The sequence below is a fragment of the Photobacterium proteolyticum genome (genome assembly GCF_001939735.1).
Lineage (GTDB): Bacteria > Pseudomonadota > Gammaproteobacteria > Enterobacterales > Vibrionaceae > Photobacterium > Photobacterium proteolyticum.
In genome coordinates, this window is sequence record NZ_MJIL01000047.1 from 1 (window position 1) to 13,465 (window position 13,465).

At 53.7% G+C, this 13,465-nt stretch carries 11 protein-coding genes and 1 tRNA gene; 10 read left to right on the plus strand and 2 right to left on the minus strand.

The genetic code is table 11. The features are described from left to right. Positions 1 to 5: 5 nt before the first annotated feature. Positions 6 to 81, plus strand: a tRNA-Asn gene (locus BIT28_RS03800). A gap of 385 nt (positions 82 to 466) precedes the next feature. Continuing rightward, positions 467 to 1,723 (plus strand): cyclic di-GMP phosphodiesterase, encoded by a 1,257-nt coding sequence (locus tag BIT28_RS03805; protein ID WP_075762316.1) that lies wholly within the window; start codon positions 467 to 469, stop codon positions 1,721 to 1,723. Between the two features lie 48 nt (positions 1,724 to 1,771). Here BIT28_RS03805 and mrcB read toward each other — a convergent pair whose 3' ends face one another. Next, positions 1,772 to 4,237 carry a penicillin-binding protein 1B gene (mrcB, locus tag BIT28_RS03810; protein WP_083651725.1) on the minus strand — a complete coding sequence of 822 codons (2,466 nt, stop codon included), beginning with the start codon at positions 4,235 to 4,237 and terminating at the stop codon, positions 1,772 to 1,774. Between the two features lie 98 nt (positions 4,238 to 4,335). After that, the gene (gene hrpB / locus BIT28_RS03815; RefSeq protein WP_075762317.1) at positions 4,336 to 6,804 is read right to left on the minus strand and encodes an ATP-dependent helicase HrpB; all 2,469 of its coding nucleotides are present in this window, start codon (positions 6,802 to 6,804) and stop codon (positions 4,336 to 4,338) included. Positions 6,805 to 6,945: 141 nt separating this feature from the next. Here hrpB and thpR point away from each other — a divergent pair, with 141 nt between their 5' ends. The 8 genes from thpR to panC all read left to right on the plus strand — a co-directional run bounded on the left by thpR (position 6,946) and on the right by panC (position 13,428). Further along, positions 6,946 to 7,527, plus strand: a complete 582-nt coding sequence (gene thpR / locus BIT28_RS03820; protein WP_075762318.1) for an RNA 2',3'-cyclic phosphodiesterase — start codon at positions 6,946 to 6,948, stop codon at positions 7,525 to 7,527. Next, positions 7,524 to 8,234 carry a DNA/RNA nuclease SfsA gene (gene sfsA, locus BIT28_RS03825; protein WP_075762319.1) on the plus strand — a complete coding sequence of 237 codons (711 nt, stop codon included), beginning with the start codon at positions 7,524 to 7,526 and terminating at the stop codon, positions 8,232 to 8,234. The genes thpR and sfsA overlap by 4 nt, the downstream gene beginning before the upstream one ends. A 129-nt stretch (positions 8,235 to 8,363) precedes the next feature. Further along, on the plus strand, positions 8,364 to 8,813 hold the full coding sequence (gene dksA / locus BIT28_RS03830) for an RNA polymerase-binding protein DksA (RefSeq protein ID WP_075762320.1): 450 nt from the start codon (positions 8,364 to 8,366) through the stop codon (positions 8,811 to 8,813). Positions 8,814 to 8,885: 72 nt separating this feature from the next. Further along, positions 8,886 to 9,770 (plus strand): tRNA glutamyl-Q(34) synthetase GluQRS, encoded by an 885-nt coding sequence (gluQRS, locus tag BIT28_RS03835; RefSeq protein ID WP_075762321.1) that lies wholly within the window; start codon positions 8,886 to 8,888, stop codon positions 9,768 to 9,770. Between the two features lie 55 nt (positions 9,771 to 9,825). Further along, the gene (gene pcnB, locus BIT28_RS03840) at positions 9,826 to 11,244 is read left to right on the plus strand and encodes a polynucleotide adenylyltransferase PcnB (RefSeq protein WP_075762322.1); all 1,419 of its coding nucleotides are present in this window, start codon (positions 9,826 to 9,828) and stop codon (positions 11,242 to 11,244) included. Then, entirely contained in the window at positions 11,241 to 11,726 is a 486-nt protein-coding gene (gene folK, locus BIT28_RS03845; RefSeq protein ID WP_075762323.1) for a 2-amino-4-hydroxy-6-hydroxymethyldihydropteridine diphosphokinase, read from the plus strand. The genes pcnB and folK overlap by 4 nt, the downstream gene beginning before the upstream one ends. Before the next feature lie 25 nt (positions 11,727 to 11,751). Next, on the plus strand, positions 11,752 to 12,546 hold the full coding sequence (panB, locus tag BIT28_RS03850) for a 3-methyl-2-oxobutanoate hydroxymethyltransferase (RefSeq protein ID WP_075762324.1): 795 nt from the start codon (positions 11,752 to 11,754) through the stop codon (positions 12,544 to 12,546). A 9-nt stretch (positions 12,547 to 12,555) separates the two neighbouring features. Continuing rightward, a complete protein-coding gene (gene panC / locus BIT28_RS03855) occupies positions 12,556 to 13,428 on the plus strand; it encodes a pantoate--beta-alanine ligase (protein WP_075762325.1) in 873 nt (290 codons plus the stop codon). Positions 13,429 to 13,465: the final 37 nt, after the last annotated feature.

Here is a 13,465-nt window from a genome sequence, read left to right on the forward strand (position 1 = left end):
ACAATTCCCCCTTAGTTCAGTTGGTAGAACGGCGGACTGTTAATCCGTATGTCGCAGGTTCGAGTCCCGCAGGGGGAGCCAAACTTCGATTTAAGCTTCGGCTTGAAAAGAATAAAAATAAGTAGTTCATCTTTATCGAGATAACTGCACATGTGCCGACTTAGCTCAGTAGGTCACCAGTTCGACTCCGGTAGTCGGCACCACTTTTTGAAACCTCATCTTCTGATGAGGTTTTTTTTCGTCTGAATCCCCGCCATAAACATTCCGTATCATATTGGGTCACTCGGCAGTTATAGTTTACAATATTAATAATTAAACAGTGTGCTATCAGTCTCATTGATTGTCTGACATTATTATTCTTATAAATCATTTTTCCAGCCGTCAGCTGATATCCACTAACTGGCTTGAAAGGAACGGCCCCATAGGTATAAAAAATCATAAAAAGTAACAGGTTGCGCTAAATATAATGGCAAGTATAAAACTCTCAGTAGAGCGCTTAACCGAAGGTTTATATATTAAGCTACCATTGCAATGGACTGATCATCCTTTTCTACTGAACCATTTCAAAATCAAAGATCACCAGCAAATTCGCCTGATTAAGAATCTCGGGGTGAAGTTTGTCTACCTGATCCCGGAGAAAAGTGACAACAAACCACTCGACCCGGAAACACCTGTCGAAGAAATGAGCGACGATGAAAGCCAGTTTCTGGATAAGCAGGCTGAAAAGCTGTGGCAGGAAAAGCAGTGTCGTATCACAAAACTAAAAAACTACAAAAGAAAGCTGCAACGCTGCGAGAAGAACTTTGATCGCTCCATGTCTCAGCTACGCTCGATTGTCGGCAAAATTAAAAGCCGCCCTGTCACCGCAATCAGAGAAGCAGAAAGTCTGGTCGAAGAAATGGTTGATGCGTTAATGGAAAGCGACAACGTTGCCCTCCATCTGATGAACGATGCCAAAGAGTCTGAGGATATCTATTTCCACTCCCTGAATGTGGCCATCATGTCAATGATGCTGGCCAAGTCCAGCGGTATGCCGGCCAGTGACATCAAAACCATAGCCTTGGGGGCTTTGTTTCACGACATGGGCAAACTGAAGGTGCCGACGGCTATCACCCGTAAGACTACGCCCCTGACGGCCCCTGAAGAGAATTACCTTAAGCTGCATACCAAATACAGCCTTGAGCTGGCAAACATTGCAGAGGACTTCCCTCCGGCCGCCAAGCCCATTTTGAGCCAGCATCACGAGCTTTTGGACGGCAGCGGCTACCCGCAACAGCTCACAGCCAAGAAAATTGATTTGAAGGCCCAGCTTGTCTCGGTAGTCAATGCCTATGACAACCTGTGCCATCCGCAGGATCCGAGCAAGGCGCGTATTCCGTACAGCGCCCTCTCCTACCTGTTTAAGAATAAAAAAGAGCAATACAACAGCGACTTTATGGCGCTGCTGATCCGCTTGATGGGTGTCTACCCTCCAGGTAGCGTTGTACAGCTCTCCAATCAGCAGCTGGGACTGGTGATCTCGGTCAACTCGGAAAGCCTGCTGTTTCCGAATGTCTTGCTCTATGATCCTTCGGTGCCTTCCAACGAAGCACCTATCCTCGATCTCGAAGAAAGCGATCTGCGCATTGAGCAGGCCATCCCTCCGAGCAAGCTGCCGGAGAAAGTCTATACCTATCTCAATCCGCGTATCAGGATCTCTTACTACTTCGATCCCAACGACTAACAGTTGCTCTGACGAGCAACTGTGCATAAGTCTACTGCCACAGGGCCTTTACAGGCTAAACATATCTTTAATCCAGGCCGCAGGCTGATTGCCGCTGCATTGTGCCTTCAGCGAACCATCCCGGTCCCACACAGGCAGGGACTGCTGACCGCTACAGTCCTGGCTCAGGGTACCATTGGACAAGCGGTTATATTTCATCGTGGTCAGCTTCTTGGGCCAGGTCAGGCGCAAAGGCTCCGGCTGACGACGCTTGAGATAGTCATTATACAGGCGCAGGGCCCCGGCCGAACCGGTCAGGTTGACGGGCTTGTTATCATCCCTCCCGACCCAGACAGTTACCACCTCACGGCCATCGGCCCCGACATACCAGCTATCCCGGGTCTTGTCGGTTGTACCGGTTTTCCCTGCCAGTGCCGCCCAGCCGAAGGTCGGCTGCAGAAAGCGCGCAGTCCCCTGGCTAACCACATTCTTCATCCCGTAGGTCGTCAGCCACGCCGCCTGTTCCGGTACCGCCTGAGCTGCTTTAGGGTAATTCTGGTAAAGCATGCTGCCCTGCTGGTCAACGACGGCTCGCAGTGCGGTTAGCTCCGCCTTGCGTCCACCGCTTGTCACCGTCTGGTACATCTGGGTGACCTCAAACGGCGTCAGGGTAAAGGCTCCGAGCAAAATCGACGGCAATTTAGGGATCTCATTGCGGTCGACACCGAGCTGCACCATGGTATCGATCACCGGGTCGAGGCCGACTTGCAGCCCCAGGTTCACGGTCGGCACATTCAGCGATTTCGCCAGTGCATAATATAGCGGTACCTCGCCCCGGAACTTGCGATCATAGTTCCTCGGCTTCCAGGCGGTTCCCCGGCTTCCCTTCAGCATGATGGGCTTGTCATCAATCGTCGTCGCCAACGAGTACTGCCCCGGCTTGCGCAGGGCTGCCAGATACACGGCAGGTTTCACCAGAGAGCCTATCTGACGGCTTCCGTCCAGCGCCCTGTTGAATCCGGCATAGCCCGGACGACTGCCCCCGACCATCGCACGGACCTCTCCGCTTCGGCGGTCAACGGCAACGATGGCCGTCTCGACTTTTACTCCAGCCTTCTTGTTTAATTTCGGCACCATCGCCATCACCGCTTTTTCGGCTTCTTGCTGCGATAGCGGATCTAGGGTACTGAACACTCTCAGGCCCACACCCGGGGTAAAGTTATCACCGACTTTCTGCTTCAGCTCTCGCTGCAACTGCTGGAAATACGCTGGCTGGCGACTGGCAATCATCGGACGGCTCTGCACATCCAGCGGACGGGATGCGGCCTGCTCGTATTGGTCACCGTCCAAAATGCCGTTGTCCATCATCAGCCTCAGGATCAAATCCCGGCGCTGGCGGGCACGCTCAGGATTGCGCCACGGGTTGTAATAGGACGGGCCCTTTGCCAGCCCGACCAGCAACGCCTGCTGATCGATACGCAGCTCCTGCAGCGGTCGGCCAAAGTACAGTCGTGCCCCCAGGGCAAAACCGTGTACCTCTTTGCCTCCGTTCTGACCAAGGTAGATTTCATTGAGGTAGGCTTCGAGAACCCGATCTTTGCTGTAACGATAGTCGATGATCAGGGCGATGTAGGCCTCACTCAGTTTCCGCAGCAAGGTACGCTCGCGGGAAAGGAAAATATTTTTTGCCAGCTGCTGTGTCAGGGTACTTCCCCCCTGTACTGTCCTGCCGGCTTTCAGGTTCACCAATAGCGCACGTACAATCGCCAGCGGAGAAACACCGTCGTGATGATAAAAATCACGATCTTCGGTCACCAGCAACGCATCGACCAGCACTTCCGGGAAGCGCTCACGTGGCAGGAAGATTCGCTGCTCGCCTTCATTTGCCCCCAGCATTCCCAGCATTTTCGGCTCGATACGCAGATAGCCCAGCTGACGCTTGCTGCCAACTTCGTGGATCCTGCTCAACGTTCCGTCGGCAAAAGTCAGCATCACATGCCGCTTGCCCTCGTGGCCATCCTCGAACTCAAAAGGCCGACGGATAAGCTCAATACGGGTAGACGATGACGAATACTCACCGATCCGCTGCGGCGTTTTGACTTTGTGGTACTGCAACAGATCTAGCTCCCTGCGAACTTCCTGCAGGGTCATTGCCTGCTCTGGCTGCAACGTCAGAACCCGCCCGTAGACAACAGCCGGCAGGTTCCACAACTGGCCATCAAACTTATCCCGTACCACATTATCCAGGTAAATCCCGACCACCAGCAGCACAGCCACCACCGCAATAGCAACTTTGACCCCGAACCCTATCAGCCATTTCAGCCAACGCGGTAACCGGGATTGCTTCTTGGTGGTCTTTTTCCGGCTACGGCGAGGTTTGGCCGGGCTTTTTTTAGCGGGGGCTTTGGCCGCTGTCTTGCGCCGGGTACCGGTTTTCTTCTCTGCAGGCTTCTTCGCCACAGGCTTTTTGCCTCCCGGCTTCTTTGGGGCTGGCGCTGCAAGGCGAACTGGCAACTTGATCTTCATGCGGTTCATCATTCCCGAAATCCAATCCCTGTATGGCTATTGTCTGAGCACAGGGATCAAAAGGCTTCTGTCAGCCATCACGCAGTTCGCGGCAGCTGACAATACAATTACATATACTTCTTGGTTTTCTTCGTTGGTGCATGGTTTGCCGGATCATCCGGCCACACATGCTTGGGATAACGCCCTTTCATCTCTTTCTGTACATCCCGGTAGGAACCTTGCCAGAAAGCGGACAAATCCTGGGTGATCTGCAATGGTCGCTGCGCCGGGGAAAGCAGCTCCAACACCACAGCAACCTTCCCGTTGGCAATCAGTGGTGAGGATTTTTCTCCGAACATTTCCTGCATTCGTACCGCCAGTACCGGTTTATGACCCAACTGATAACGGATCGGATAACGCGATCCTGTCGGCACCTGGTAATGCGTGGGCAGTATCGAGTCCAATGCTTTCGCCTGCTCCCAGCCAAGACGGGCTTCCAATGCCGCCACCAGGTCAATTCTATCAATCGCTTTAAGCGTTTTTATACCATTCATGAACGGCAGCAGCCACTGCTCGGCATCGGCAAGCAAGCTCTCCTCATCCATAGCTGGCAGATTCAGCTCAGGCAGCCACTCGGCCGCACAGCGAGCACGGTTGAGCAAACTCTCCGCGCGTTTATTCCACGGCAGTACCCCCACCCCCTTGCGTATAATCGCATTGAGCAGGGCTTCGCTGGCCTTGGCCGGATCCGGCTCGGCCATCGGGCTGCGCTTCAGGATCAGCTGGCCGCAGCACAAATGCTTCTCGGCACTCAAACGTCCTTTTTTGTCATCCCAATCCAACCATTCACGCTCATCGAACAACTGTGGAAGTAACTGTTGCAGCTGGTCGGCATCTGCCGCAATCGCCGAGAAGATACGGCTGTCACCCTGTCGAGTCTTGACGACATCAGCCACCACCAGCATGGCTTCATCCGCCATCGGCTCGTCAGGCAACAACATCGCTCCCTGACCATTGGCTAGCTGATAGCGTCCGTCCTTGCCGCGCGACAGCGCTATACGGTCTGGGAACCCCGCCGCCATCAAGGGAGCAACCCATTCGGCATCCACCTGTAAACTTGCCGCTGCCGTGGTCGTTAATTTACTCAGATGATGCCTCGCACGCTGCATATACTGCCTGCTTCGCGGGAGCTTGCCGCCTTCCAGCAAGTTGAGCTGAAAATGCAGATCCGGGTTATTCATACCCCGTGGCGGCTCTTCCAGCAGCGCCACCAGCATCGCGGCAGTCGTCATCGCCGACATACTCTGACTCTTGGCCATCATCAATATCGCGGCATGACGGGGATCGGCGCCCAACTGCTGAATTTGCTTGCCCCTGGCAGTGAGCTTGTTATCGGCATCCAGCGCCCCCAGGCTTTGTAACAGGCCTCGAGACTGACGAAGCGCCTGATCAGGAGGTATATCCAACCAATGCAGTTCCCCGGCCTCCATACAGCCCCACAGGGCCAGCTCCATCGCCAACGTGGTCAGGTCGGCCCGCAGGATCTCGGGCTGCGGCGTAGCAGGTTGCCTAACCAGCAGCTCTTCACTATAAAGGCGCAGGCAGATCCCCGGTTCAAGACGTCCGGCACGACCGGCGCGCTGCTCGGCAGACGAGCGGGCAATACGGACTAGCTCCAGCCGGCTGATCCCGGTCCTGGGATCCCACTGCGCGATCCGTTCCAGCCCGCTGTCAACAACGATACGGATCCCTTCGATAGTCAAACTGGTCTCGGCGATATTGGTCGCCAGCACCACCTTGCGCTTGCCTTTCGGGGCCGGGGTGATCGCCTGCTGTTGCTGGGCTGTCGTCAGCTGTCCGTAGAGCGGACAAACCTCGACCTCACTCCCCACTTTCTCTTCAAGCAATGTTGCCAGGCGCTTGATCTCGCCAGCACCCGGCAAAAAGACCAAAATAGAGCCCTGCTCGCCATTGAGCAGCTGAACCACTTCCCGCGCGGCGCTGTCGACAACCTGCTGGCTATCTGCGACCGTTTTGTATCTGTGCTCCACCGGAAAGCAGCGCCCTTCGGATTCTATATATGCAGCATCGGGTAGCAAGGAGGTAAGCGCCTCGGCATCAAGCGTCGCTGACATCACCAGCAACTTGAGATCGTCACGTAAGGCCTCCTGCACCTCCAGTGCCAGTGCCAGTGACGTATCGGCATGGATACTTCGCTCGTGGAATTCATCAAAAATCAGCAGCCCGATCCCCTCAAGCTCGGGATCCTGTTGTAGCATTCGGGTCATCACACCTTCAGTCACAATCTCCAGCCGGGTAGCCGCACTGACCCGAGTCTCGCCCCGCACTCTCAGGCCAACGGTCTGTCCGACACTTTCCCCCAGCTGCGAAGCCAGATAACCGGCAATATTGCGCGCCGCCAAACGACGCGGCTCCAGCATAACGATCCGCCCCTCAATCCCGCCCTGCTGCAAAATCACCAAGGGTAGCCGGGTCGACTTACCCGCCCCGGGCGGTGCCTTCAAAATAAGCTGAGAGCAAGACGTGAGCTGATCAAGCAACGGAGATAAAACGGTATCGATAGGCAGCTGTGACAATGTGAAAACCTTGTGTCATATTCAAACTATGCTGAAAGCTATTGTACAAGAAAGTCATTTGGCAAACTGAACAATTATCCGCCATCTCCTTCTCCTGCGAGCTCACTAGGGTGAAAATAGGTATCTATGGGGCCACTATCGATGAACGATCATAAGCAAGAGCGCCTTTTCTTTGCCCTGGCACTGGACTCTCCGGGCAATCAACCCGCCTTTCATCAGCTTTGCCAACTGGCCCAAGCCTTGCCCGGCGAAGGCCGTCGGGTGCCGGACAGCAACCTCCACCTGACCCTGGCCTTTCTCGGGCTTGTCGACGAACAACAGAAAGCACACCTCATGGATTTAACCAGCGCAATCACTGTTCCTTCGTTTACCTTCCATGCCTCCGTGCTGAAGTACCGCAAGCGAAACCGAATGATATGGCTAGGGGGCAATATCATCCCGGCCCCGCTGGCGCAGCTGGCCTCCGATTTGAAAGAAGCGGCTATACAAACCGGGCTAGAACAGGAAGAACGCAGCTATAAACCGCACATCACTCTCAAAAAACAGGTCCGACAGCGACCTGACCCGATGCCGGAAAATGTGGATTTCAGCTTTTATTTTCAGCACTTCGGGCTGTATATTTCAGAGCAGGTCAACACAGCCCGTGGCTCCGGCGTCCGATATAGGTGTCTTCGCCAGTGGCCGCTGACCCCAACCCAACCGGACAACCAGGATCTTGAATGAAATTTGACCCACCGCTACAGGCTGCTAAATTAATCAGACGCTATAAACGCTTCCTCGCTGATATTGAATTCCCAGACGGCGAAGTACGCACCATTCACTGTGCCAATACCGGTGCGATGACCGGCTGTGCCGAGCCAGGAAGTACGGTGTGGTACTCCACATCAGATAACCCGAAGCGTAAATACCCCAACAGCTGGGAGCTTACTCACACCCTTGACGGAGACTGGATTTGCGTCAATACGGCACGGGCCAACCGCCTGGCCGAAGAAGCAATAAACAAGAATGTCATCACAGAATTACAAGGCTATTCATCACTCCGCACTGAAGTAAAGTATGGTTGTGAAAACAGCAGGATAGATATATTGCTGACTGCCGGTGACAAACCACCGTGCTATATTGAAGTAAAGAGCGTTACCCTGCTGGAGGATGGACAAGGCTTTTTCCCCGACGCAGTCACCTCTCGGGGCCAAAAACACCTGCGGGAGCTGATGGAGGTAGCTAAGAACGGAGACAGAGCCGTACTTTTTTTCGCTATTTTACATTCAGGGATTGAAAATGTATCCGCGGCACACCATATAGACCCGGACTATCATAAATTAATTCAACAGGCAGAACGGGCAGGCGTTGAGATCATCTGTTACAAAGCGGTATTGAACCAGGATGAACTCCATTTAAACAACTGTATAAAATTTCATCAACAATTGTGAAAAATGATGCTTTCTTCACATTGGTATAAAATTGAATATATGCAGCAATTGCCACACATACCCCTTTCTGCTATAGATACCGCCCAAAATTAACCAGTGACGGTTATTAGGTATATTAGGAGATGCTATATGCCAGAGAGCAACGTTAAAAAATCGCTAGGCATCCTGGCTATTGCTGGGGTAGAGCCATATCAGGAAAAAGCCGGCGAAGAATACATGGGTGAAGCTCAGCTAGAGCACTTCCGTAAAATTCTTGATGCTTGGCGTAACCAGCTTCGTGAAGAAGTTGATCGCACCGTTAACCACATGCAGGATGAAGCGGCAAACTTCCCTGATCCTGTTGATCGTGCTGCACAGGAAGAAGAATTCAGCCTGGAGCTTCGTAACCGTGACCGCGAACGTAAACTGATCAAGAAGATCGAAAAAACGCTTCAGCGCATCGAAGACGATGACTTTGGCTTCTGTGACTCTTGCGGTATCGAGATCGGCATCCGCCGCCTTGAAGCCCGCCCGACAGCCGAACTATGTATCGACTGTAAAACGCTTGCAGAAATCAAAGAAAAGCAGATGGCAGGCTAATACTTCGGTATTATACATCAACTGTTTTAAGGGGGAGCAGCAGCTCCCTCTTTCATTTTTTATGATTTGTTTATGAGTACAAAAAGCCATTATATCGGCCGCTTTGCGCCCTCTCCGTCAGGCCCCTTGCACTTTGGCTCCCTTGTCGCTGCCCTCGGCAGCTACCTGCAGGCCAGATCCCGGCAGGGCACCTGGCTAGTTCGCATGGAAGATCTCGATCCGCCCAGGGAAATGCCCGGTGCCGCGGACGATATCTTACATACGCTGGAAGCCTATGGGCTGACCTGGGACGGCAGCATCATGTATCAGAGCCAGCGCCATGACGCCTACCAGGCCCAGATTGATGCCTGGCTCCACAGCCGAGAAGCCTACTATTGCCAATGTACCCGTAAACAAATCAAACTTGCCGGTGGATTTTATCCCGGAACCTGCCGCGAACTGAACTGCAGCGCCAATAACAGCGCCGTTCGACTTAAAGTTAATACACCTGTTACCTTTTTTAATGATGTGCTGCACGGCCACATTGAGATCCCGCAGTCCCTGGCCCGGGAGGATTTCATTATCCACCGCCGTGACGGACTGTATGCCTACAACCTCGCCGTCGTTCTGGATGACATCGAACAAGGCGTCACCGAAGTCGTTCGCGGCGCAGATCTGATTGAGCCGACGGGCAGACAAATTGGCCTGTATCGTCAGTTAGGACTGCCGGAAGTCAGCTATCTGCACCTACCGCTGGCTGTCACCGACAACGGCAATAAGCTATCGAAGCAGAACCATGCCCCGGCAATCGACAAGGCCAATCCGAAGCCTGCTTTAATTAGGGCAATGATGTTTCTCGGCATGCAGCCGCCTGCTGATTTAGCCGCCTCCAGCCTGGAAGATATACTCCGCTGGGGCTGCATGCACTGGCAGGTTGACAGGCTGCCGCAAACCACAGCTATCACACTAGGATTCTAAAATGGCCCGCCGTGATATATGATATGCGGCTGTTTGTTGAACCCGATCCACGTTTATGAGGTGTATTATCTTTAATCGAGTAGCCAGCTTTTGCCGTAAGGTATTGAATCGCGACAGTAGTACTCTCGTTACCGAGGACCTAACCTTGCAAATTTTTCAACGCCAAGAGCACGGTATTTCACGTAAAGATATCAGCGAAAATGCGCTGAAGGTACTTTATCGTCTCAATAAGGCCGGTTTTGACGCCTACCTTGTCGGTGGCGGCGTACGCGATCTGTTACTAAACAAACAGCCGAAAGATTTTGATATCGCAACCAACGCCACACCGGAAGAGATCAAGAAGCTCTTTCGCAACTGTCGGCTAATCGGCCGTCGCTTCCGCCTGGCACATATTCTGTTTGGCCGCGATGTTATCGAAGTGGCAACTTTCCGTGGCCACCATGCCGATGCAAAGCCAAGCGTCCAGAACAAACAGCAAATTGCCTCGCAAAATCAGGAAGGCATGCTGCTGCGCGACAATGTCTACGGCACTATCGATGAAGACGCCGAACGCCGCGACTTCACGATCAATGCCCTTTACTACAGCATCAAGGACTTTTCCGTCAGCGACTATGCCAACGGTGTCCACGATCTGGAGAACCGTATTATTCGCCTGATCGGCGATCCGGAAACCCGCTACCGCGAAGATCCGGTACGCATGCTGCGTGCAGTCCGTTTTGCTGCCAAGCTCGATATGACGATCGAAAGCAAGACAGCCGAACCCATTTACGGACTTGCCACCTTATTGCAGGACATTCCGCCAGCCCGTCTGTTTGAAGAAAGCCTGAAGCTACTCCAGTCAGGCAACGGACTGGCAACCTATAAGCTGCTCCGCGAGTACAACCTGTTCCAGCAGCTGTTCCCGCTGCTGTCTGAGCACTTTACCGAGGATCACAGCAGCCAGACCGAATTAATGATTGAGCACATTCTTGCTGCGACCGATAAACGTATCCTCGATGAGAAGCGTGTCAATCCGGCCTTTATGTATGCAGCGATGCTGTGGTACCCGATGGTGACCCGGGCCGAGGAAATTTCGATTACCAGCGGCCTGTCGTACTATGATGCCTTTATGGTTGCCTCAAACGATGTCCTCGACGAACAAGTGAAGTCGATTGCAATCCCGCGCCGCTTTACCACCACAGTTCGCGATATCTGGCAGCAACAGATGCGCTTTAGCCGTCGCAGCGGCAAGCGTGCCTTCAAGATGCTGGAACATCCTAAATTCAGGGCTGCATACGATTTTCTGGAAATGCGCGGCAACTTCGAGAGCGCCGACATTGCCGAGCTGGCCAGCTGGTGGAACGAATTCCAGTCCGCCGACCGCAACCGACGCAGTAAGATGGTACAAAAAATCAACGACGAGGGTGGCCAGCGCCGTCCTCGCCGCCGCCGCCCTCAGCGTCGTAAAAAGCCGCAAGTGAAGTCATCGTCATGATCCGAGCCTATATAGCAATCGGCAGTAACCTGGGTGATCCCGTCACCCAGGCTAAAAAAGCCATTGCCGCCCTGAAAGAGGTTCCTGAAATCCAGGTGGTTGCAGAATCATCGCTATACAGCAGTACCCCGATGGGACCCCAGGATCAGCCCGACTACATCAATGCGGTGGTGGCGATTGATACCACCCTTCCCCCGCTTGACCTGCTGGATCGCACTCAGGCTATTGAGCTTGAGCATGGCCGGGTTCGCAAGGCCGAGCGCTGGGGACCGAGAACACTGGATCTCGACATTATCCTGTACGGCGATCTGGTACATAACTGTGAACGGCTGACCGTTCCGCACTACGGGATGAAGGTACGTGAGTTTGTACTTTATCCGCTGGCAGAAATTGCCCCTGATTTAATCCTGCCTGATCAGACAGCCCTCCAGACGCTGCTTCGTCAGGTAGAACGCAATGGCCTCGCCATCTGGCATGCTTAAGGCATTGTTTTAGGGAGATAAAATTATGAAGAAAATTACTATCAACGACCTGATGAAATGGAAGCAGGAAGGTCGTAAATTTGCGTCTGTCACAGCCTATGACGCAAGCTTTGCTCAGCTGTTTGAGCAACAGGAAGTCCCGGTCATGCTGGTTGGCGACTCGCTGGGGATGGTCCTTCAAGGCAAACCCGATACCCTGCCGGTCAGTGTCCAGGATATTGCCTACCACACGCGCTGTGTCCGCGCTGGCAGCCCGAATGCGCTGCTGATGGCCGATATGCCATTTATGAGCTACGGCACCCCAGAGCAGGCCTGTGAAAGCGCTGCCGAGCTGATGCGAGCCGGTGCCAATATGGTCAAGCTGGAAGGCGGAGCCTGGCTGGCCGAAACCGTCTCCAAGCTAACCGAGCGTGCCGTGCCGGTTTGTGCTCATCTGGGGCTAACCCCTCAGTCAGTCAATATTTTTGGTGGCTATAAAGTTCAGGGACGTGACTCTGACCACGCTGAGCAGATGGTGAAAGATGCTATCCTGTTGAAAAACGCTGGTGCCCAGATCATTTTACTCGAGTGCGTACCAGCCAGCCTGGCCGAGCGCATAACCAAGGCCGTCGAGGTACCTGTTATTGGTATCGGTGCCGGTAATGTCACCGACGGCCAGATCCTGGTCATGCACGATATGTTCGGGATCTCAGCTAACTACATGCCACGTTTCTCAAAGAACTATCTGGCTGAAACCGGCGAGATGCGCACGGCAGTCACCAAATACCTAGAAGATGTCGAGGCCGGTGTTTTCCCGGGCCCAGAACATACCTTTGAGTAAGGAATAAAAATGCAAACATTCGCTGAGATCGCCCCGATTCGCGAACAAGTTCGAGTATGGCGCCGAGAAGGCCGCCGTATCGCTTTTGTTCCAACCATGGGCAATCTTCATGAAGGTCACCTTACGCTGGTTCGCAAAGCCCGTGAGCACGCTGATGTGGTTGTTGTCAGCATCTTTGTCAATCCGATGCAGTTCGACAAAGCCGATGATCTGGCCAACTACCCGCGCACGCTGGAAGATGATCTCGCCAAACTAAATGGCGAAGCCGTCGATATGGTCTTTACGCCGACGCCGGATGTCATGTACCCGAAAGGTCTGGATCGCCAGACGTTTGTCGATGTACCTGAGCTATCGACAATGCTTGAGGGAGCATTGCGCCCTAACCACTTCCGTGGCGTTTCTACCGTGGTTACCAAGCTGTTTAACATTGTCCAGCCGGACGTCGCATGCTTTGGCGAGAAAGACTACCAGCAGCTGGCGCTTATCCGCCAGATGGTTATCGACATGGCCATGGATATCGAAATCATCGGTGTTCCGACAGTCCGCGAAATGGACGGTCTGGCTATGAGCTCGCGCAACGGTTACCTCACTGTCGACGAACGCCAGCGCGCACCTGTACTGGCACGCACCATGCGCTGGATCAACAGCCAGATGCGTGGCGGACGTACCGACTATGCCGAAATCGTTGTCGACGCCAGCGACCAGCTGCGTGCTGCCGGCCTGCAGCCGGACGAAATCTATATCCGCGATGCTGTCAGCCTCCAGCTGATCGGCGAAGAGACCCAGCAGGCAGTGATCCTGATGTCGGCTATCCTGGGCAAGGCACGCCTGATCGACAACCAGGTGGTTGATCTGGCTGCACCGCAACAGACTTCTGAATAATCCCCAGAGCAGATATGTACAAGGCCCGGCATCAATG